This window comes from Xylanibacter rarus, assembly GCF_001275135.1.
Taxonomy (GTDB): domain Bacteria; phylum Bacteroidota; class Bacteroidia; order Bacteroidales; family Bacteroidaceae; genus Prevotella; species Prevotella rara.
The window spans coordinates 98,290-118,709 of the sequence record NZ_LFQU01000003.1 but is presented as its reverse complement, the minus strand read 5'-3'; the positions used below and the strand labels follow the sequence as shown (position 1 = coordinate 118,709).

The following is a 20,420-nucleotide window of genomic DNA, read 5'->3' as shown; positions in this document are numbered from 1 at the left end:
TAAACAATCTAAAAGCACTCTAATCGTTATCGGAGTGCTTTTAGATTACTAATCAAATTGCTTCTATTATAATTTGAATCCTCTACTTTTTCTTTCTTCCTGTTGCGGCACTCTTGCTCCATATCTAAGCCTGTGCCATTGCTCCCTGAACCAGTCGGCAATCGGCTTCCTGTTTATTGTCAGGTTCAGCCTGCTTTCATCGTCAGGGTCATTTTCCACCCTTAAAATATCATCCTTTATATCAAAGTTCCGCCTGTGTTGCTCGGAATAGATTTTACCGCTACATTTCAGGGCTTCTTTTTTGACTATAAGACTTTCAGTCATTTCTTTAGAGAATCCCAGCATGGCACAAAACTTTTCCATGCGCAGCATTTCCCTGAACATCGGAAACCACCTGAAAGCCTTGTCTATGATTCTGGCGAGCCGTGACAGTTCTTTTTCTTTCATGTCAAGTTCCTGCCTGTGCATTTCTCTGAGATTGTGGATTTGCGTATCATGCTGTTTCTGCATCTGCTGTACTTGGCTCTGCAATTTTTCAATATTGGTGTTCCGTTTTGAAACCTCGTCTTGCAGTTTTTCGTTGGCACGTTCCAGTTCTTTCAGTTTTCCACTCCCGAAAAGAGAAGCAACTCCACTAGTTATGGCTGTCGCTGCCGTGGTGGCTGTCTTCTTTAACTTGTCAGTGCGTATTTCTGATTTCACCTGTTTCAGTTCCTGCTCGGCAAGATTTATCTGTTCTTCTTTGTGCCGTTTGGCTGCATCCATGCGTTGCAGTTCAGCTTTCTGCTTCTCAATGATAAAGTCGTTCCGTTCCAGATGCTCCTTACCAGTGACAGCCTTTGACTGCCCGCGTTCCATCAGCAGGATGTCGGATGCAAGGGTCTGCATCTGCATCATGTCATCGTCATTGAGCTTTCGGCTCTTTCCTGTTTCGTGGTTCATCCAGTCGAAAACGATATGGGCATGATAGTTCGGCTTGAACCATCTGTCCCCGACTTTGAAGCTTTCCCTGTCTTCCGCTTCCGGCTGACCGTTCAGCCAATGCCCTTCATCCTTGTGCAGGAAGATTTGCAGCGGTGTGATTCCCCAGCGTCTTTGACACTCCTCACCGAATTTACGCACGTCTGCCAGTGTGGTGTCCGACCTGACAAGCAGCACTCCTTCACGTATGGGGGAGCATCCCGCAATCTTGACTATTTTACCGTTCTTGCCTTTGCGTTCACGCTCCTTTTCCTGCATGGCACGTCCGGTCTTTTCCTTTACCATCTGTCTGATATTGTCATAATGCATCCGCAAATCCGGACTGCCGAAGTCGGGATTTATCCACTGCTCATTATCGGTGGAGAGTTCTGGAACCACATAGGTTCTGGACTCTCCGATGTGGCGCATGTATTCGGCAGTCCTCCTGTTGTGAGCCTCACTCGATGCGATATTGCAGGGCTTGATATGTATGCTTGATTTTGTTGCCATAGATACTTGTTTTTTGGGTTTGTACTTTATTGTTTGCTTTTCCGCTGTCCGTAAACGCATGGGGTTCTTAGGGGTGCAACCCATAAGCGGAGATTGCAAAGAGAGGGTCACTCTTTGCTCTGGGTTCTCAGGGGAGAAACGCCCTGAGTGGGTCATTAGGGTAAAACCCTAATCCCCTCGGGAGAGCCCACAACTACGTAAGCGGAGCGTGTAGTTATAGTGGGCTATATCAATGGCAAGCCATTGTCTGCAAACTCCAGCCTACGGCTTCCGCTCTCCTCCGTCAGGGAGGTTTTTCATCATCGTTGCCGATTGGAGATGCACCGACCAGCACAAGGTCTAAATCGTCTATCAGTTTTTGCAGGACGGGATTCTTCTCTATCATCCGCTGGAGGATTCTCTCAGCCTCGACCAAGTGGTTGGCTGTACTCATCACCTTGCCCTCCCGTATCTGAAAGATAATCCAATCGGCTATGTCGATATGGGCTTCTTTTTGTTTCGGGGTGGCATTCCTTTCGATGATGTCCGAAACCACCACCTTACAAAAGTACATGCTCTCGGCTCGCTGTTTCCACTCGGCATAAGCATCGGCATCGGGAAAGAGAAGCACGGTTCGCCCTGACAGTACACGGAGTTTCTCTTCTCTCATCTGACTCTTACCACCCGTAGCCAGCCATACATAATCGGGGAAGATAGCAGAACCGATAACGGCACTCTTCTCGGATTCCACCAAGACCACCACCTTGTCGGGATGCGTTTTCAACAAGTGTTCCCCGAAAAGGCATTGGGATAGTTGCCAATCCTCTGCCAACACACGCTGCTTTTTCAATATGCTGTGTATCCAGTTCACTGCCGATGTCTGTCCTCCCTTGATACGGTGTCCGTCTTCGGGATTGTACTGCATCACCTTTCCCGTGCGTACCTTGCCCGTCCTGTCTATCTGCCAAAAGATAACAGAGCCGTCACGGGTAGCCCCCAAACGGTATTCCTCCAACAACCGCTTCAACACCTCTTTCGCCTTGTCGCCATAGTAGGAAGTAAGGAGTGTGAAGAGGAAACGGAAGAAATTGCTACGCTCGCTTTGCGACTTCTCCACATAGTGAGGGGGAATATAGCCGATGGCTGTCGGCTTACTTTGCTGCTTCACTTTCTTCTGCTCTGCTCTTTGCCTGTCAAAAGAGAAATCATTGGTAGTTCTGTGTTCAGGATGCTCTTGAAAATACTCTTTCGGAGTGTAGTGATACCCACAACCGCTTTCGTGGTTACATCTGCCGACCGATGGATGCAACGGCACATTATTTTCGTCCACGTAATAGACGAAAGAATGCCTGTCTCCGCATTTGGGGCAGGTATGCCGTGTTGCCGTTCCTTTATACTTCTGTAATGAATAATTGCCCATAGCTTAGTCCGTTTTTGATGGTTGATTGTCGGCTGTCCCATCCTGTCCCATTGTCCCACACTCTAAGGGTTGGGACAGTGGGACACTTGGGACACCTGCGTTTTTACTCTCTTTGCTGCGCTGGATGATACGGTTTACGGTGGACTTGCCACAATTCACCTGTGAGGCTATCTCCCTGACGGACTTGCCCGATTGGGAGAGTTGCAGAATTTGGCAATCCCTTTGGCTTGATTCATTGTCGCCCAATTTTTTCAAGTGTTCCTTTTCCGTGGAATAGCCCCTGAACACGAACTGCAAGAAAGCATCCACCTTGTCAATCTCGTAAACGATTACATTATCCGCATCATGAGAGAACGTGCCATAGCGCACTTTAAGCTGCTTCACATAGCGAAGCCCTCCGTCTTGGGCACTTTTTCCAATGGTGAACACGCTGTCAAAGAAATTGTAGAGCCGTTTGCTTCCGGCAAGGTCGTTGGATGTGATGGGACAATCCAAAGAGCGTTTGGGCGTATGTGCCAGGACAAGGATAGAGAGCGCATATCTCTTTTTGAGATTGTTCAGCTGAATCATCAGCCGTCCTGCGGCATCGCCTTTCTCCATGGCGCAACACAGGTAGGTAAGATTGTCAATGATGAAAATCTTGCAGTCGGTCTGCACAGCCATCTGTTCAATGCCGCCTATGATAGCTTCCTCAAAGTTGGCATCCAAAAGCTGGTTGCAGTCAATAGACACCCGATAGATTTTGTCGGGAAAGGTGTAGAGCTCTCCATGCTCGTTGGTATAGCGGAGCTGGAACTGCTTTTCGGACAGTTCAAAGTCCAGATACAGCACATTGTCGGTTCGGGCGATGCGGTCGGCTATCTGCACGGCAAGGATGGACTTGCCCACGTTGGAATCGGCAAACAAGCAGGAGAGTTCCCCCTCGTACCAAAAGCTGTCCCACAGCGCACGGGGCGTAGGCAATAACGATGCTTCAAGAATGGTTTGGTTTGCCGTCTTGATATTCATCATGCCTACACTGTCGGGCATACCGTTATGCGCTTGGGATGCTTTTGTGAGGTCGCCACGTATCAGGTTGATATAGTTCTTATCCTCTTCCATATCATTCACCAGTTACGTGGGTTGGGCTTGCGACGGTGGGAAGAGGATAAGGACTTGTTCAGTTCCTCGTCTGACAACGGTATGGGATTCTTTCGGGCGGTTTCCAGCCACTTGTCCAGTTCGTCACGGTAAAGGCAATAGCGTTTGCCGGGCTTGGTGGCAGGGATTGTCCCTTCTGACAGTTTCATGTAGAGCGTACCCTTAGGGATACCTAAATACTCTGCTGCCTCGTCCACAGACATGGGCACGTGGGTGTCCACCGTTTTGGCATTGTTCACACTGCGCTGCTCGGCGAGCAGGCTTTTCAGGCTCATCACTTCGTCTCGAAGCTGAGCGACAACCTCGGGGAGGTCGTTGAAGGTAAGAATTGATTTTTCCATTCGCGTACTCGTCTCTTTTGTAAGACTTGGCGCAAAGGACTGAAATGATATATCCGTGAATATCTCCACGACACGTCATTGCAAAATAATTCCCGAATAATTAAGCCCAGCCATAAATGACGGGTAAAATTACTCGGGAAACGATGTAAAACAGGCGGTTATGAGTTACCGGATGGTTGTCGTTGGTGTCGTGATTATCCTAATTCCGCACATAATCCTCGGGATAGTGGAAATCAAGTTTGCCGTTTTCGGGTTCATCAATGGGAATTTCCGTCTTTAACGGCTCTACCTTGAAATTCTTGATGGTTGATAAGTCTGTATCAGCAAACGATTTCGGGAAAAGGGCTTTGATGAACTTGGCACGGTTATCCCCATTGTAGTATCTCTTGTACAGGAAACGCTCAGAGATATTCCATACGAAGTGACGGAGTGGAATGTTGTTGATGTCTTTGGTAAACGGTCTTTGTATGGGCTTCGGGGTATAAGTGTTAAGATTCATCCATTTGTCCACCTCAGTACAGATGTGGTTCACGGTTTCTTGGTCGGCAATGCGAGGCAGGTAATAATGGCAATACTCCATGACCATGCGGATGCGCTCTTCCTTTTCCCGTTGCTCTCTGCTTGCGTAATTGGCACGGTTCTTTTCGTGAAGATCCGGGGCGATAGTAAGCTCTATCGGTTGTGTTTGGATAAGTGTCTCTTCTTTTGTCGGGGATGATTCGGGTACAGGCTCAGGGACTGATGTAGGTCCAGGCACAGATGTGGCTTCTTCAAGTGTATTTTGTGACAGTTCTTCCTGCACCTCTATGGCTTCGGCAATCGTTTCTTTCTTGCCGAACTTGATTTTGTAGATTTCGTATGTATCAAAGATAAGTGTCTGAAAGGAGAGATAGAGCAACCATCCCAACAGGTTACAGCATACGAATACTATCCACCTGACAAAGTTGTCTTGGTTGAAGCTGTCCGCTATTACCAGCGTGGCAATGGAAGATATTAGGACGATGGCGAAGCCGACAAAGCCCAAGATGATGTATTTGTCCTTGATTGATGATTCCATATTTCGTTGAGAGATTGAATGTTCCTGTATTATTTTGTGCAAAGTTAATGCTATTTTTCCCAATTACTGCCCGTTATTTGCGGTTAGAACGGTCTTTTTCAATGTATTTCACGAAATGTCATCATATCATACTCTGTTTCATACTCTGAGGGGCTTATAAATGGTGGCATCAAGCCAAAAACATAGAGGGGCGATTATAGCCTTGTAGCCATAACCGCCCCTCTGAATACCTGTCAATGTGAGACATTTATGCCTCCTTGCGCTTCAAGGTTATCTTGTCCACCACCTGACACATCTGCTGCGCTGCTATCTTGGAATAGATTTGTGTGGTGGTAATGTTCTTATGTCCGAGATAGGCTTGGATGACAGCCATGTCCGTTCCCATTTCCACGTGCAGGCTTCCGAAGCTGTGGCGGGTACAGTGAAAGGTGATTTTCTTGGTTATCCCTGCTGCCGTGAGCCACCGTTGGAGTGGTCCTTGCAGCATCTTGTCCTTGAAATCCTCAAAGATAAGTCCCTCGCCCCGTTCTCCCAGCAGTCCATAGGCTTCATCACTGATGGGGTTATGCACTATTTCTTTGGTTTTCTGCATACGGGTGGTAACGAACATCCTGCCGTTGGTGTATGGTTGTATCTGCTGCCACGTGAGCTGTCTGATGTCGCTCTTTCTCAGTCCCGTAAGACAGGCGAAAAGAAAAGCTTTTTTCAAGACCTCCTCCTCACAGGGTGTTTCGGCAAGCCGTATCAGTTCCTCTTGGCTCAAATGCTCCCTGATGGTGGGAATGCACTCGATGCGGTCTAAGAAGCCGTTTGGGTTCTCCTTTATCTTCCTGTCACGGTAGGCGGTGTGCAGCACGGCACGGAAAGTTGACCAATAGCCTGCTGCGGAGTTGATGTGCAGCTTTTGGTTGGTGTGGATGGATTGGGGTGCATCAAGCAGGTATTCCATGAACTTGCGGCACAAATCCACATCCACCTCCTCAAAGGTGCATTTGCCGTTCACGAACCGCTGGAAATGCTTGTATACGTGCTGCCACTTGATATTCTTGCGGTCAGCCAGTCCTTTGAAATAGGCAAGGAAATCGCCCTTCATCTTGGTCTTGTCAAAAAAGCCGTTGTTTTCATTGAAAATGGCTTCGTAGCGCTGGTTGCGCAGGATGACCGCTTTCTTCATCATGCGTGCGTTGAAGTCCCGTTCCTGCTGGTTTGCAGGTTTGGCGAAGATGTAAATTCCTAAGGCTTCACGTGTAATCACTCTCATGGTGACATTGTCACGGTAGCCGGGATAGTAGTCAAGGCATAGTGAATACTGTGTCCCGTTCTTAATCTTGCGCTTACGCAAGGTAACTGTTTTGCATTTACTCATAATAATTATGTTTTAATTGGTTGTATACATTTTGGAGTTGTATCCATGTTTCCGATGGCAAAGGAACAACGTGAAATATCCGTGAATACCTCCACGATACATCATTTTGAAATAATTTTCGATAATCCCGATTTTTCACGGTTATTTGTTCCTTTCAGCCATGACACGCTCCACATCTGAGCGCAAAAGCAGGTTTTTCACACCCACCTTTATCTTTTCGATGTGCTTCACCTTGACGATATGGCAGATGTTGGCTGACGAAAGACCATAGATTTGCTGCACCTGCTCAACGGTATAGTAGCGTTCATCGTTCACAAGGTCAGTTCTGCGGAGTTCGTTCAAATGTGATTTGGAGTAATAGGTACGCCCGTACTCTCTTTTAGTGGGTATCTTATGGCGATAGGTGTAGGCACGGAGTGCGGTCGGCTTCATGCCGAACAGTTCCTCCACCTCCTCGGTCAGTAGCCAGTCGGTAATTTCGCTAATATCAACTGCCACACCGAAAAACTCGTCAATATGCTTCTTGCTGTAATAGTTCTTTCCTGCGATACGGCAGATGGGGATATGGTTACGCTTGGCGGAAGTGTAAAGCCATGACTGCTTTACCTTAAAAAGGGACATCACCTCCTCGCCCGAATAGAAGTCCAACACTTCTTCGCTTTCCTTTTCCCTTTTTTCTCTTTTGGCAGGTAAGGAAGATGAAGATGATTTCCTTGGTGTGGAGGTGTTGCCGGGCAGGATGCGGTGATAGGGATTGCCCTCCAACATCTGCTCGATGTCGGCTCTGCGGATGAATGCCATGCGGTTGCTGATGCGTGAGGCTTTCAGCTTGCCGATGGCTACAAGTTTGTAAATGTACTGTCGGGAACAGCCCATGAGGATGGCTGCTTTGGAAAAGGTGAGATACTCCTGATGCTGTATCTCCATCAAGGGTTGGGCGACTTTGAAGAGGTTGTTCTTCTGCATCACTCTGGCTCGTTTGGCTTCTGCCTGACAAGCCTCACTGCAATATCTTTGCATACCGCTTCGGGTTACAAAGGACTTGCCGCAAAAACTGCATTTTCTGGTTGCTTTCATACCGTTTTATCGTTTAATGGTTCATTTCTTCAATCCTATATCTCTGAAATGGTAAACGGATGTGAACGGAAGTCAACCATTGTCGCTTTTCTACACAGTGTGACTGTTTCCGCATATCGGGGCGGTTATTGTCGCTTGTCGTAAACGGTTGTAAACCCTTGTCAACTGTCTGCACGGTGTGACAAAAAACAAGCCCCGCAAATTCTCCACGTCAGAAATACGTCTCAAAAATATGTGGAAATTTGGGAAGCGACAAATGGCAACCGAAAAGTGTTAAATTTTAGAATATGCTGGTAATTAAAGATTTACACTCGGATATTTCTGATTAGTTTTGGTTGTTCTATGGTTATAAATACAGCCCTGGAACATCTTTACGCCTATCTCTTTATAAGAATCAGGAATAGTAACTTCTGTCAGTGAAGTACATCCCTGAAATGCACCCGAAACAAAAGAAACAACATGGTTGGGAAGCACAAGAACAGACAGTTTTGCACAATCTAAAAACGCCTGGATTTTTACTGTCTGCAAAGCATTCAGGCCAGACATATCCAAGCTGGTTAATCCGCACCCGCTAAATGCCCCTTTACCGATGGTCTCTAAAGAAGTATTGAAACGGATGTCACTAAGCTGAGAACATTCTACAAAAGCATTCGTGCCAATCTCCTTCAATGATACAGGAAACGATATTTCCGTAAGTGACGAACACAACTTAAAAGCCTCCTCGCCTATTGTCTCTACCTTGTCACCAAAGGTAACAGACGACAGACTATAGCAGCTGTTAAACGCTCCGTCAGGCACAGATGTAACCTCTGCCGGAATAATAATTTTATCTATTGCAGCACAGTTATAAAAGACAGAATTGCCCATACTCTTCAGCGAGGTTGGCAAAACCACATTCTTCAGTTCTGTGCAACTTGAAAAGCCGGCACGTCCTATAGTTTCAAGCCCATCAGGCATCACAACTTTTTCAAGAGAGGTACAATCCAGGAATGCGCCAGCGCCTATCGTCTTTACATTCTCTCCAATCACGACGCTCTTAACGTTCGTATTACCGTCAAAAGCATAATCTGCAATCTCATTAACACCTTTCAGATTTGCATCAGAATTCATGTCGATGTCTGTCTCATCACCCTTCCAGCTCTCAAGCACAGTCTTGTCATCAGACAGTTTGTAAGATGTTTCGGGGTATCCTTGTGCAAAAACTGAAGATGCAGCACAAAGAAATATTGCCGCAAATGCACATCTACGCAAATTAAATCTCCTGATTCTTTTCTGCTCTAAAAAATAAGTAAATTTTTCCATACACTTTTTTATCTTTAGTTAAACAATTGACTGCAGAGCTTTATCGTAACCATTTTTCGAATTAACCCATATACTAATACCAGACTTGTTTTAAGAGGCATCAACAAAATTCCATTTTATAACAGCCATAAAAATACGGCTACATGACACACATCCAACAAATGTATCAAAAAAGGAAATAAGTTTCCAAACATATGACATTTTCTATATGAAACAAGATAACATCACCATAAAAGAGAATAAATTAACAATTATTTTGTAATTAAGTGGAGAAACGACGCTTCCTGTCAGCAATAAATGTCTTATGGAGACGTCTATCTACAACGTTCGCAACCTTTATATAATATAAGGTATGATAAGCTATCTCCTGACCCATCATTTTACAGACCAGCCAACGATAAAGATCAAAATCCATACATTAAAATAACATGTTATCGCTATCGTTTAATATAGGATGCAGCCCGGCATTATAAATTCAAAAAATGTTTTTTTGTTTTGCATTGCTCTCTCCTTTCATTATCTTTGCATAGTCAAAAAACAAGATAAACAAAGAAATTATGAAAGTAACTGGATTTTTAGACCACTGCAACATCAACGTAACGGACATCGAACGCAGCATTAAATTCTACGAAGAGGCTGTAGGACTGCACGTCAATTCACGTATGGAAGCGAAAGACGGCTCGTTTATTATAGTAAAACTTACAGACGACAAAGGCCTGTACGAACTTGAACTCACTTGGCTTAAAGACCATCCGCAACCATACGAGCTGGGAGACAACGAGAGCCACATCTGTTTCAGAGTTGCAGAAGACTATAATGAGGTGTTTGAATTCCACAAGTCAAAAGGATGGGTTTGTTATGAAAACCATGACATGCATCTCTACTTCATCAACGACCCTGACGGATATTGGATCGAAATTCTACCGGTAAAGAATAAAAGCGACAAATAACATTTGCGACAGAATAGCACAAAAATCTGCCAATGATATTTGCATAGTCTGCCTATACAAAAAAGTATTTTGCACATACTTTCACTAAAAACGCAGCCTTACGCAATGGCGCATGATATTATCATGTCATACAAAATTAAAAGAGGTAAAAGACGGCATATTGTCTTTTACCTCTTTTATATTATAGCATTCGCCAGAAATTACATTTCAGTTGCCTTCAGCTGTTCTGCAACCTCATCATTAATTTTCTTTGCGAAATCTTCCTTAGTCATTGTACCCTGGTCGCCCTGTCCCTGCTTTCTTACAGCAACAGTGCCGTCAGCCTGCTCTTTCTCGCCTACAACAAGCATATAAGGAATACGCTTCATCTCGTTGTCGCGTATCTTACGTCCGATTTTCTCGTTGCGGTCATCAACAATTGTGCGCACTCCAACTGAATCGAAATACTTAGAAAGCTGAACTGCATAGTCGTTGAACTTCTCGCTGATAGGCAGAATTGCCACCTGATCAGGTGTCAGCCACAACGGGAAGTGACCTGATGTATGCTCAATAAGCACGGCAGTGAAACGCTCGAGTGAACCAAACGGAGCACGATGAATCATCACAGGTGTCTTCTTCGTGTTGTCATCGTCTGTATATTCAAGCTTGAAGCGCTCCGGCAGGTTATAGTCAACCTGGATTGTTCCGAGCTGCCAACGACGGCCGATGGCGTCCTTAACCATAAAGTCGAGCTTAGGACCATAGAATGCAGCCTCGCCATACTCTATCTTGGCGTTCAGGCCTTTCTCCTTACATGCATCGATAATAGCCTGCTCTGATTCAGCCCAAACCTCGTCCGAGCCTATGTATTTCTCGTGGTCGTTAGGATCGCGCAGAGAAATCTGAGCCTCAAAGTCAGTAAAGTTGAATATTGAGAACACCGTGTTAATGATATCCATTACTCGCAAGAACTCGTTCTTTACCTGGTCAGGACGGCAGAAGATGTGGGCATCATCCTGAGTGAACGAGCGTACACGTGTAAGTCCGTGGAGCTCACCGCTCTTTTCATAGCGGTAAACAGTGCCGAATTCAGCAATACGCAAAGGCAGGTCACGATATGAACGCGGCTTCCATGCAAACACCTCGCAGTGGTGAGGGCAGTTCATCGGCTTCAGCATGTATTCCTCATCGTCCTCAGGAGTATGTATCGGCTGGAATGAGTCCTTGCCGTAATGAGCATAGTGACCTGAAGTTACATAAAGATTTTTGCTTCCGATATGCGGAGTGATAACCTCCTGATAGCCGTAGCGCTTCTGTATACGGCGCAGCATATCCTGAAGGCGCAGGCGCAGCTCTGTTCCTGCAGGCAGCCAGATAGGCATACCCTTGCCCACACGCTCAGAGAACATAAACAGCTCCATCTCCTTACCTATCTTGCGGTGGTCACGTTTCTTGGCCTCCTCAAGCATAACGAGATACTCGTCGAGCATCTTTTTCTTCGGGAAAGAGATACCGTATATACGCGTCATCTGCTCGCGCTTTGCGTCACCGCGCCAGAATGCTCCTGCAACGCTTGTTATCTTTATCGCCTTAATAGCGCCAGTGCTTACGATGTGCGGACCTTTACAAAGGTCAGTGAACTTACCCTGAGTGTAAGTTGTAATCTCACCGTCGGCAAGATCCTGCTCTATATGCTCGCACTTATAGTCCTGACCGTCGGCCTTAAATTCCTTCAAGGCGTCTGCCTTAGATATTTCTTTTCTTACAACCGGCTCGTCTTTTGAGGCCAGTTCCTTCATTTTCTTTTCTATCTTCTCGAAGTCGCCTTCCTTTATGACATCGCCTTCCTTCGGCATAACGTCATAGAAGAAACCGTTTTCTATAGCAGGACCGAAGCCAAACTGTATGCCCGGATACAACTCCTGAAGAGCCTCTGCCAGCAAATGGGCTGATGTATGCCAAAATGCATGCTTGCCTTCCTCGTCCTCCCATTTGTAAAGCTCTATCTTTGCATCCTCGTTAATAGGGCGATTAAGTTCCACTGTCTCACCGTTTACGCCGCAAGCCAACACGTTGCGCGCCAAAGCCGGCGATATGCTTTCTGCAATCTGAAGCCCCGTTACACCCTGTTCATACTCACGAACAGAACCGTCGGGAAATGTGATTTTTATCATAACAGCTTTTGTTTAAATCTATTTTGGGCACAAATTTAACCATTTATTTCTTGACATGATACATTTTATAGTAAAATTTTGCAAACCAGTGTATTTTTATCACGCATTTATAAATAAAATGTAGATGCATTAATGGTCATGCAATTTTCTTACAGACAAAAGCGTAGACATTAATAATATATATATATTCACGCAGAAATGCATATACGGGCACTCTCCGTTATGCCTTGAAATAAAGCGGACGATATAATAATTTTCATAAAAAAGTATTCTTCGATTAAACCAAAAGCAGTTTTATCAGTCTTATAATTGTAAACGGATTAAGACTACTGCTCTAAACGGCGTAAGGTACCAACCGCACAGAGTCAGTTGTATTCCAATAAATCAGAATAATAAACTTAAAAGTAGAAACTTATGAAAAAAATTATTATGTCTCTGGCCATAGCATTCATGGCAATAATGCCTACAATGGCACAGAACAACAAAGTTGAGAAGAAACAGCTTACACCGGAAGAGAGATTTGAGCGCAAGGCTAATGCTCTGTCTGACAAGATGATGCTTGACGACGCCACAAAGGCAAAGTTCGTACCGATGTATACAGAATACCTAAAGGAGCTTAAAGAAGTATGCCCCAATAAAGAGGTTGCCAAGAAGCCTTGCTCAGAACTTACGGAAAAAGAAATTAGCGAACGTATAGAAAAGCGCTTTGACGCCAGACAGAAACGCCTTGACGTTGAAAAGAAATATTATAAGAAATTTAAGACTGTGCTAAACGCACGCCAGTTGCAGCAGGTGTTCTGTAAAAACGGAAAAGGCAAACGTGCCTGCGCAAAATTCTCACCCCGTATGAACTGTAAAAACAACAAAGCATTCAAGCGCGGCCCACAAAACATGCGTCAGTGCAAAGGCGTATGCCCGGGCAATCAGGCAAACTGCGCCGGCAAGGAATGTAATAACAAAGAATGTCCCAATAATAAATAACATTGTTGTATAATTCCCCTCATATTTTTATGTCTTAATAATTTATAAGGCTTAAAATATGAGGGATTTCTGTTTCCATAAGCTACATCTGCCTATGCCATAGGCATTATGCTGCATATAAGATGTCTTGCATCATCAGATGCTTCTGTATTATTCCTGCGTATCTAAGCCACAGGCACTCTTACAAATTTGCGTTTAAGCCTTATTGCCTGCACTGTCTTTTGATTTATATTCATTATTACAGAAAAAAAGACAAAAAAGAAGGAAAACCAGACTACCGACTGATAATTTTTTATACCTTTGCAGTATAACATGATCGCAGACAACACCTTATGGACTATTCTATATACAGTTTTTCATTATGCATAGCCCTGCCGTTGATGATATTCTTCGGCTTTTATTTTTTATTGGCGCACACGCCCGACAAGGCTATCTTCAGCAATTATATACGTTCACGGCGCATCATGGGCATAGCCATGCTGCTGCTCTCCGCCAACTATTCTGTACATTTCTTTTACGGCATAAGGTTTAAGAATGTCAATGCCGCCATACTGATGAACCTCTCAACCTATTTTCTGTGCTACTGGCTCTTCAGTTCGGCACTCACCACTCTGCTCGACCGCTTCTACATCACACGCCGCCGACTGCTCACCCACATCTGTCTCTGGCTGCTGTTCTCCGTGCTTTCGGCCATTGTTCTGCTTATGCTGTCCGAGGGCATAGCCCAAAAGACCGGACTGCTTATCATGGCCACATGGCTCGTAATCTACGGCTTGACTCTTGCCCGCAGGCTCGTCCTGGCATACCGCAGGGCGGTAAAGATTTTCGACGACACTCATTCCGACAACATCGGGGCCTACATACGCTGGCTCTCCGTCTTCACCTATTGGGCCGTCGTGTTTGGCGTTGGCTGCGGCCTGCTCACGTTCCTGCCCGACAAATACATCTATGTGTGGATACTTTCGTCGATACCTTTCTACATTTACCTGTTCCACTGTTACCATAACTACATGCTCTTCTATGAGAAGGTTGAGAATGTCATGGAGAGCGAGATTGCTTCTGAAGACGACATTATGTGCGATGCCGACGCCGGTGAAATCTGCAGCGACGACTTGCCTACGTGCCATACCGATATTGCAGATAATATAAAGAAATGGATTGAGAATGAAGGCTATCTCATACAGGGACTTACGATAAAGGAACTTGCCGAAACCCTGCACACCAACCGCACCTATCTCTCTGTCTATATCAACACATCGCTCAACACAACCTTCCGCGACTGGATAACACAACTGCGCATAGACTATGCAAAGCAAAGAATGGCCAACCATCCCGACCAAAAAATCACCGAGATAGCCGAAGCCTCAGGCTTCCTCTCGCAGAGCCACTTTATGAAGACTTTTAAAGACAAAGAAGGATGCTCACCAGCAAAATGGAGAAAGACCAAGAATAATTCATAATTCACAATTATTTCCAATCACCACAAGTGGCATATCCGCCAGAGCATTAGCCTTATTGCTTCTCTGAAACAATTCTCCCTACAAGCGGCATATACCAACAAGACTAATGTGCCGGCTGATTTGTAATCTGCCGGAATTAAGTATAAGGATTTTTCAATCCGATTACTTCCTATTTTTTGATTAATAGGTATGAGTTTCAGATTACAGAAACTTATGGCAGCTATACAAAATAAATCCACCTAATTAGTGGACTGTTGCAAATAATTTACTATCTTTGCCACGTGAACAGGTCAGAATAGCATGGAAATCATATTCAACGAAAAATATTTGCAAGAAATGTATGTCACAGGACATACTGACAAAAAACATCGATATCAACCACAAGTGGTGCGCAAATATATTCGCGTAATAGACGTAATGATGGAAACTCCCAACGTACAAGGGCTTATGAGATATAACTCGTTGAATTATGAAAAGTTGAAAGGCGACAAGGCCGGACTTTCGTCAGTAAGGGTCAACGACCAGTACCGCATCGAGTTTGAAGAACGGACAAAGGAAGGCGAAACCATAGCTACGATTTGCAATATAACAGATTTGTCGAACCATTATAAATAACGGACAGATTATGATTGAGATACAAGGAACAGATCCGAATATGATTGCCAACAACCTTAAGTCGGCATATCCCACTCATCCGGGTGAAGTGCTGAAAGAAGAAGTTGAATACCGCAAGCTGTCGCAGCGCAAGCTGGCAGAACATATGGGCATTTCATACAAAATGCTGAACGACATACTTAACTGTCGCCGTCCTGTCACGGCTCAGACGGCCATGCTCTTCGAGGCGTCACTCAATATACCGGCTGATTCACTGTTGCGCCTGCAGATGAAATACAACATGCGGCAGGCCGCCGAAAACCCGTCGTTCATGGAGCGGCTCAAGCAGGTGCGCAAACACGCCACCATGCTTTAGACTGCTTACATGCCTAAATCTTCCCGTCTCGCCATATTCCACAAAATGAATATGCCGGGACGGGAAATTTTATTGTGCCGGCTTATTAGCAATAGCCCGTAGGGCTACACTTTTGTAACCGGGTGTGGCGAAGCTCAGCGAAGCCACGCCCGGTTGTCTTACAAGGCGAAGCATGCACCCGAAGAGGTGCTACTTTAAAACATGTTTTCTGAAAGAGTGCCTTTTTTATAACAAGTATCACCACTTCGGGTGATTTTTCTCGTGCCTTTGCATCCGTGGGTGTGCCACCCACGGTTACGGAAGTGTAGCCCTTCGGGCATCTCTTAACAAATGTGCCAGTTGATTTGTAAACCGACAGAACATTTGTCTTACTGTTTTTTAAAACCGACGATTATCGGATTGCACAAAAAACTCTATGGTTTCCGGTCAGAAAACAGGCCGTTTATCACACAAAAGTGGCCGAGTTACGATGCAAAAACATATCACTAACAGTCTGAAACAAATACCAAGCCGGAGAGTTAACAATCATCAGCATTTCGATACAAATATATCAAATCAATAACATAAACAGCCGTAAAAGTTACGATTTTTACGGCTGCAAAACTACTCCTTCTCCAGAAGGAACATAAATGGTATAAAAAGGCGCTTTGCCCAGTCGGTCTCAGTATGAGCCATGCCTGCATAATAATTTGTTGTCCAATAAGGCACATGCCACCCTTTTCTGCGCAAGACATCGTCTATTTTCTGCTGATAAGGGGCATAATATGAGTCAAGAGTCTTGTCTCCATAATCTATGTATATCTTCGACCTGTTGGCCTCGGGCAGCTTTTCTTCAAGATATCTGCAAAATGCCGGAGCCGCAATCTCCGTATTACGGATGTTCATCAGTTTTGAGGTTACCATGAGCGTGTGCATCGAAAGACAAGCTGCACCGCCAAACACATCGGGGTATTCGCACAAGCCGTAGAGAGAAATCAGTCCGCCCATGCTTGACCCCATTAGAAAGGTGTGTTCACGGCCTTTATTTGTAGAGAAATTCTTGTCTATATATGGTTTCAGCTCATTTACGATGAACTTCAGATAGCTGTCTGCATTCATCCTCGAGGCGTCAAGTTCCTTGTCGAACTCACAAAATTCTGCTTCAGACATATAGTTAAGCGTCTTCTGCGGAAAATAATCGTGAAATCTGCTTTCAGCAATATTCCACACTCCTACAACTATGCAGTCTCGTATTTTGCCTTCAGCCATCAATGCCGAGACGTTCTCGTCAACCTTCCATTCCTGATGATTCCACGTTGTCTCCGCATCAAAAAGCATCTGCCCGTCGTGCATATACACAACATCGTATCTTTTCTGTGAAGAATAATTCTCAGGAACCCACACATAAACGTTTCTTGCCTGAATAAGTGAAGTGGGAAAATTCTTATACTCGTATAACTTTCCTCCGGAAACGCCGGCATCAGCCACAACCATGCCATCGCCTGCCGCATTGACGCACAGCATCTTTGTCAACAACAAAGCAATAAAAAGTTTTTTCATAATCTATATTTCATTCACTAAAAAACAATAGTTCCATGCAGACAATCGGATAAGGCAATAAAGCCTACGGACATGAGTCCGCCGCAACGAATTACAAAATATACGATAACGAATCATCATGTTTTTCATCTGCGGCATCAAAGCGGCAGTATTATCATATAAGACATTTTAAGGGCAAGCCTCGCGAGCAAGGCCGCATCACTTCTTATTGCTGTATTTCTTTATGATACTGTATGCATTATACAGGCCTAATTCGCCCGCCTTGCTAAGGTCGCGTATGCCCTCTTCGGTTTTCTTCAGGTTAATGTTTGCAATGCCCCGGTTATAATATGCCTCAGCAAAATTGGGATCAAGCTCAATGGCCTTTGTATAGTCAGCAACAGCCTTAACATAGTCTTTACTTACAGCATGCAGATTGCCGCGGTCGTAATAAACATAGGGATTGTGCGGGCTCAGGCTTATCGCCTTGTCGAGGTCGACCATGGCATTCAGCGTCAGCAGTCCGACATCCTTACCTTGCGATGCCTCAAACTCGTTCATGCGGGCCTGACACACCGCACGCTGCCAATAAGCCATGGCAGATGTGCTGTCGGTACTGATATAAACAGTCAGGTCGCTTATAGCATCGGCATAATTCTGCACCACGGTATTTGCCACGGCACGCTGAATAAGAAGTCCCTTCTCCTTAGCAATGTTACGTGATGCGCCGATAGCCGCCGACAACGAGTCGATTACAGCAAACACGGCCTTGTTCTCGTCTTCGGTAAGAGTCTTTACATCACAGCGCACATACAACTTGCGCAAAGGCTTCTGCCTGAGGTTGAACTGCTCCACATCGCGGTCGTATGCCTGATAAGACTTTACGCCGTTGTCATACTGGCTGAACGACAGCTGGAACATTGGCAGGAACACGGCGTCAATCTTACGGTTCTGCACACGTCCGCGGTATGACGAAGAGTATTCATGAGTGACGGCATTGTCGTCTGCCACGACAAGCTGGTTATACTTGTCGAAATCAATCTCGCTCTTCTTGCGCACCTCGTGCTTTTTCTTCTTGCTCCAGCGCGGCTGAACACCATAATGCTTGTTCATCTGCGCCTTGAATATGCGGAACTCGTCAAGTTCGGCCTTGGCCGTCATGCCAAGTTTACGGTAGCATCTTGCACGGCTGTTAAGACCAACCCAGAAATTAGGATACTGGTTGATGATAGTGGTATAGTCGCGTATGGCTCCCCGTATGTTTCCTGTGCGTTCGAGCAATATGGCGCGGTTGTAAATGGCCATCACATTGTTGGGCTCCATGCTTATAACATAGTCGAAGTCTTCAATGGCCCTGTTGTCATCACCTACCATCACACGCAGCTGGCCACGGTTGTAATGGGCAAGAAAGTTGTTGGGATCAATCTCTATGGCCTTGTCGTAGTCGGCCATGGCACCTCGCAGATTATTATAGTTATAACGGGCCAAGGCACGGTTAACATAATTGTTGGCCGTATTGGGCTTAAGATGTATGGCCTTGGACAGCTGTGCGTCGGCGTCTTTCCATTTCTGCTGCGAAAGACTTATCATGGCACGCATTGTCCATGCGTCGCCGTCGTAAGGGTCAAGTTCAAGACTCTTGTCAAGATATTTGGCACAGCCCACGGTGTCTTTCTGCTGGAGGCAGACCTCGGCCTTAAGTGAATACGTCTTCGAATAATTCTTCCACATATTCATCATCGAGTCGAGATCGGCGTTGGCCTTGTCGTAATCCTTCTCCTCTATCCTGCACAGCACACGATTGTACCACAGATTCTTGCTGTAAGGATTAAATTCGAGCGTCTTGTCATAGTCGGATATTGCCTCGCTAAACCTGTTTTGCTTGATAAAGCACAAGCCTCTGAGTTCGTAGATGTCAGACACATAAGGATTTATCCTGATGGCCTCAGTACAGTCTTTTTCCGCACCGACATAGTCATCAAGATAAAACTTTGCCACAGCCCTGAAAAACCACGGCTCATAAAGATAAGGCTTAGAAAGGATGGCCTGATTAAAGTATTGTATGGAGAGAACGTAATCCTCGTAATAAAGCGCGCTCCTGCCGACATCAATGAGCCGGTCGGTACGAAACTGTGCCGACGCTCCTACAGATGCCAATAATAGCAGCAGCGATATTACGAACTTACGCATAACAACCTTTCAGAATAAACTACAAATACCTACAAGCCAAAAAATCAGACGAAAAGCCGGAAGGGCTTATCGTCTGGCAACCTTAGTGCGATAGCTGCAGCGGAAACGTCCCTGCAGAATAGCCTTCAGCTTGCTCTTTATCAGCTGACGGCGCAAAGGCGACACACGGTCGATAAACATCTTTGCGTCGAGATGATCAAACTCGTGCTGCATAACACGGGCAAGATAACCCTCAACCCACTCGTCGTACTCATTGAAGTCGGCATCCATATACTTAACATGTATGCGTGTTGCACGCTTTACGCTCTCATGGATGCCAGGGATTGAGAGGCAGCCCTCTTCCATTGAAACGACCTCGCTGTCGTCAACCTCAACAATATGGGGGTTGATATAAGCACGGCGGAAGTCCTTGTATTCAGGATATTCTTCCGACAAGACGTCAAGGTCGATAACAGCCAGACGTATATTAAGTCCCACCTGAGGAGCAGCCAATCCGACACCGTCTGACTCGGTAAGAGTCTCAAACATATTTTCTATGAGCTCCTTCAAGCCCGGATAATCAGCATTAATATCCTGTGACTCCTTACGCAGCACAGGATGTCCGTAAATATATATAGGTAATATCATTATCTTCTTCTAACAGATTCTAAATAGCTTTGCAATATTATCGTGGCACTTATCTCGTCGACAAGCGCCTTGTTCTGCCGTGCTTTTTTATGCAGACCGCCGTCAATCATCGCCCTGTGAGCCAGCACGGAAGTAAAACGTTCATCATAAAATTCAATCGGGATTTCAGGATAAGCCTTGCGCCAGCGGTTTACAAACTGTACCACTCTTGCCATATTCTCACTTGGCCTTCCGTCCGGTTGCTTAGGCTCACCTATTACAATCCGCTCAACGGGTTCTTTTTTAATATAATCCGTCAAAAAGCTGAACAATTCAGACGTGGCAACTGTTACCAGTCCGCCTGCTATAATCTGAGCCGGATCGGTAACAGCCAGTCCTGTCCGTTTCTTGCCGTAATCAATCGACAGTATACGGGCCAC

General features: G+C 45.4%; 18 protein-coding genes. 5 read left to right on the top strand and 13 right to left on the bottom strand.

Annotated elements, in window-relative coordinates; translation table 11 throughout:
* Nucleotides 1-66 precede the first annotated feature (66 nt).
* From ACU52_RS03185 to ACU52_RS03150, 8 genes are all read right to left on the bottom strand, one after another.
* Nucleotides 67-1,470, bottom strand: coding sequence for a hypothetical protein (locus ACU52_RS03185; RefSeq protein WP_004339684.1), 1,404 nt, complete (start codon nucleotides 1,468-1,470; stop codon nucleotides 67-69).
* Between the two features lie 283 nt (nucleotides 1,471-1,753).
* Nucleotides 1,754-2,869 (bottom strand): DUF6371 domain-containing protein, encoded by a 1,116-nt coding sequence (locus ACU52_RS03180; protein ID WP_004292742.1) that lies wholly within the window; start codon nucleotides 2,867-2,869, stop codon nucleotides 1,754-1,756.
* Nucleotides 2,870-2,872: 3 nt separating this feature from the next.
* On the bottom strand, nucleotides 2,873-3,970 hold the full coding sequence (locus tag ACU52_RS03175; RefSeq protein WP_004338330.1) for an AAA family ATPase: 1,098 nt from the start codon (nucleotides 3,968-3,970) through the stop codon (nucleotides 2,873-2,875).
* 5 nt (nucleotides 3,971-3,975) lie between these two features.
* Entirely contained in the window at nucleotides 3,976-4,350 is a 375-nt protein-coding gene (locus ACU52_RS03170; protein ID WP_004338328.1) for an excisionase family DNA-binding protein, read from the bottom strand.
* 199 nt (nucleotides 4,351-4,549) lie between these two features.
* The gene (tnpC, locus tag ACU52_RS03165) at nucleotides 4,550-5,407 is read right to left on the bottom strand and encodes a transposon Tn4555 protein TnpC (protein ID WP_004339687.1); all 858 of its coding nucleotides are present in this window, start codon (nucleotides 5,405-5,407) and stop codon (nucleotides 4,550-4,552) included.
* 247 nt (nucleotides 5,408-5,654) lie between these two features.
* A complete protein-coding gene (locus tag ACU52_RS03160; RefSeq protein ID WP_004338318.1) occupies nucleotides 5,655-6,773 on the bottom strand; it encodes a tyrosine-type recombinase/integrase in 1,119 nt (372 codons plus the stop codon).
* A gap of 141 nt (nucleotides 6,774-6,914) precedes the next feature.
* Nucleotides 6,915-7,850, bottom strand: a complete 936-nt coding sequence (gene tnpA / locus ACU52_RS03155) for a transposon Tn4555 protein TnpA (protein ID WP_004292844.1) — start codon at nucleotides 7,848-7,850, stop codon at nucleotides 6,915-6,917.
* Nucleotides 7,851-8,147: 297 nt separating this feature from the next.
* Nucleotides 8,148-9,152, bottom strand: coding sequence for a leucine-rich repeat domain-containing protein (locus ACU52_RS03150; RefSeq protein WP_053397736.1), 1,005 nt, complete (start codon nucleotides 9,150-9,152; stop codon nucleotides 8,148-8,150).
* 557 nt (nucleotides 9,153-9,709) lie between these two features.
* Here ACU52_RS03150 and ACU52_RS03145 point away from each other — a divergent pair.
* Nucleotides 9,710-10,102 (top strand): VOC family protein, encoded by a 393-nt coding sequence (locus ACU52_RS03145; protein ID WP_021855548.1) that lies wholly within the window; start codon nucleotides 9,710-9,712, stop codon nucleotides 10,100-10,102.
* A 200-nt stretch (nucleotides 10,103-10,302) separates the two neighbouring features.
* On the opposite strand, the gene thrS is transcribed toward ACU52_RS03145, so the two are convergent.
* Complete coding sequence (gene thrS, locus ACU52_RS03140) at nucleotides 10,303-12,255, bottom strand: threonine--tRNA ligase (protein ID WP_053397735.1); 1,953 nt, start codon at nucleotides 12,253-12,255, stop codon at nucleotides 10,303-10,305.
* 414 nt (nucleotides 12,256-12,669) lie between these two features.
* Here thrS and ACU52_RS03135 point away from each other — a divergent pair, with 414 nt between their 5' ends.
* The 4 genes from ACU52_RS03135 (at nucleotide 12,670) to ACU52_RS03120 (ending at nucleotide 15,666) form a co-directional block, all read left to right on the top strand.
* A complete protein-coding gene (locus ACU52_RS03135; protein ID WP_053397734.1) occupies nucleotides 12,670-13,236 on the top strand; it encodes a hypothetical protein in 567 nt (188 codons plus the stop codon).
* Between the two features lie 332 nt (nucleotides 13,237-13,568).
* On the top strand, nucleotides 13,569-14,696 hold the full coding sequence (locus tag ACU52_RS03130; protein WP_053397733.1) for a helix-turn-helix domain-containing protein: 1,128 nt from the start codon (nucleotides 13,569-13,571) through the stop codon (nucleotides 14,694-14,696).
* Nucleotides 14,697-14,996: 300 nt separating this feature from the next.
* The gene (locus tag ACU52_RS03125; protein ID WP_053397732.1) at nucleotides 14,997-15,311 is read left to right on the top strand and encodes a type II toxin-antitoxin system RelE/ParE family toxin; all 315 of its coding nucleotides are present in this window, start codon (nucleotides 14,997-14,999) and stop codon (nucleotides 15,309-15,311) included.
* 10 nt (nucleotides 15,312-15,321) lie between these two features.
* Nucleotides 15,322-15,666, top strand: coding sequence for a HigA family addiction module antitoxin (locus ACU52_RS03120; protein WP_053397731.1), 345 nt, complete (start codon nucleotides 15,322-15,324; stop codon nucleotides 15,664-15,666).
* A 603-nt stretch (nucleotides 15,667-16,269) separates the two neighbouring features.
* Here ACU52_RS03120 and ACU52_RS03115 read toward each other — a convergent pair.
* The 4 genes from ACU52_RS03115 to ruvX all read right to left on the bottom strand — a co-directional run bounded on the left by ACU52_RS03115 (nucleotide 16,270) and on the right by ruvX (nucleotide 20,420).
* On the bottom strand, nucleotides 16,270-17,205 hold the full coding sequence (locus tag ACU52_RS03115) for an alpha/beta hydrolase (protein WP_082335141.1): 936 nt from the start codon (nucleotides 17,203-17,205) through the stop codon (nucleotides 16,270-16,272).
* A gap of 198 nt (nucleotides 17,206-17,403) precedes the next feature.
* Entirely contained in the window at nucleotides 17,404-19,374 is a 1,971-nt protein-coding gene (locus ACU52_RS03110; RefSeq protein ID WP_053397729.1) for a tetratricopeptide repeat protein, read from the bottom strand.
* A 66-nt stretch (nucleotides 19,375-19,440) separates the two neighbouring features.
* A complete protein-coding gene (def, locus tag ACU52_RS03105; protein WP_053397728.1) occupies nucleotides 19,441-20,001 on the bottom strand; it encodes a peptide deformylase in 561 nt (186 codons plus the stop codon).
* Nucleotides 20,001-20,420, bottom strand: coding sequence for a Holliday junction resolvase RuvX (gene ruvX, locus ACU52_RS03100; RefSeq protein WP_021853347.1), 420 nt, complete (start codon nucleotides 20,418-20,420; stop codon nucleotides 20,001-20,003). The genes def and ruvX overlap by 1 nt, the downstream gene beginning before the upstream one ends.

Excerpts from the sequence above, each read along its gene's own strand:
- def (WP_053397728.1), bottom strand. The coding sequence starts at position 20,001 with ATGATATTACCTATATATATTTACGGACATCCTGTGCTGCGTAAGGAG.
- ACU52_RS03185 (WP_004339684.1), bottom strand. The coding sequence starts at position 1,470 with ATGGCAACAAAATCAAGCATACATATCAAGCCCTGCAATATCGCATCG.
- ACU52_RS03130 (WP_053397733.1), top strand. The coding sequence starts at position 13,569 with ATGGACTATTCTATATACAGTTTTTCATTATGCATAGCCCTGCCGTTG.
- tnpC (WP_004339687.1), bottom strand. The coding sequence starts at position 5,407 with ATGGAATCATCAATCAAGGACAAATACATCATCTTGGGCTTTGTCGGC.
- ACU52_RS03110 (WP_053397729.1), bottom strand. The coding sequence starts at position 19,374 with ATGCGTAAGTTCGTAATATCGCTGCTGCTATTATTGGCATCTGTAGGA.
- ACU52_RS03180 (WP_004292742.1), bottom strand. The coding sequence starts at position 2,869 with ATGGGCAATTATTCATTACAGAAGTATAAAGGAACGGCAACACGGCAT.
- ACU52_RS03115 (WP_082335141.1), bottom strand. The coding sequence starts at position 17,205 with ATGAAAAAACTTTTTATTGCTTTGTTGTTGACAAAGATGCTGTGCGTC.
- ACU52_RS03160 (WP_004338318.1), bottom strand. The coding sequence starts at position 6,773 with ATGAGTAAATGCAAAACAGTTACCTTGCGTAAGCGCAAGATTAAGAAC.
- ACU52_RS03150 (WP_053397736.1), bottom strand. The coding sequence starts at position 9,152 with ATGGAAAAATTTACTTATTTTTTAGAGCAGAAAAGAATCAGGAGATTT.
- ACU52_RS03175 (WP_004338330.1), bottom strand. The coding sequence starts at position 3,970 with ATGGAAGAGGATAAGAACTATATCAACCTGATACGTGGCGACCTCACA.
- ACU52_RS03145 (WP_021855548.1), top strand. The coding sequence starts at position 9,710 with ATGAAAGTAACTGGATTTTTAGACCACTGCAACATCAACGTAACGGAC.
- ACU52_RS03120 (WP_053397731.1), top strand. The coding sequence starts at position 15,322 with ATGATTGAGATACAAGGAACAGATCCGAATATGATTGCCAACAACCTT.
- ACU52_RS03170 (WP_004338328.1), bottom strand. The coding sequence starts at position 4,350 with ATGGAAAAATCAATTCTTACCTTCAACGACCTCCCCGAGGTTGTCGCT.
- tnpA (WP_004292844.1), bottom strand. The coding sequence starts at position 7,850 with ATGAAAGCAACCAGAAAATGCAGTTTTTGCGGCAAGTCCTTTGTAACC.
- ACU52_RS03125 (WP_053397732.1), top strand. The coding sequence starts at position 14,997 with ATGGAAATCATATTCAACGAAAAATATTTGCAAGAAATGTATGTCACA.
- thrS (WP_053397735.1), bottom strand. The coding sequence starts at position 12,255 with ATGATAAAAATCACATTTCCCGACGGTTCTGTTCGTGAGTATGAACAG.
- ACU52_RS03135 (WP_053397734.1), top strand. The coding sequence starts at position 12,670 with ATGAAAAAAATTATTATGTCTCTGGCCATAGCATTCATGGCAATAATG.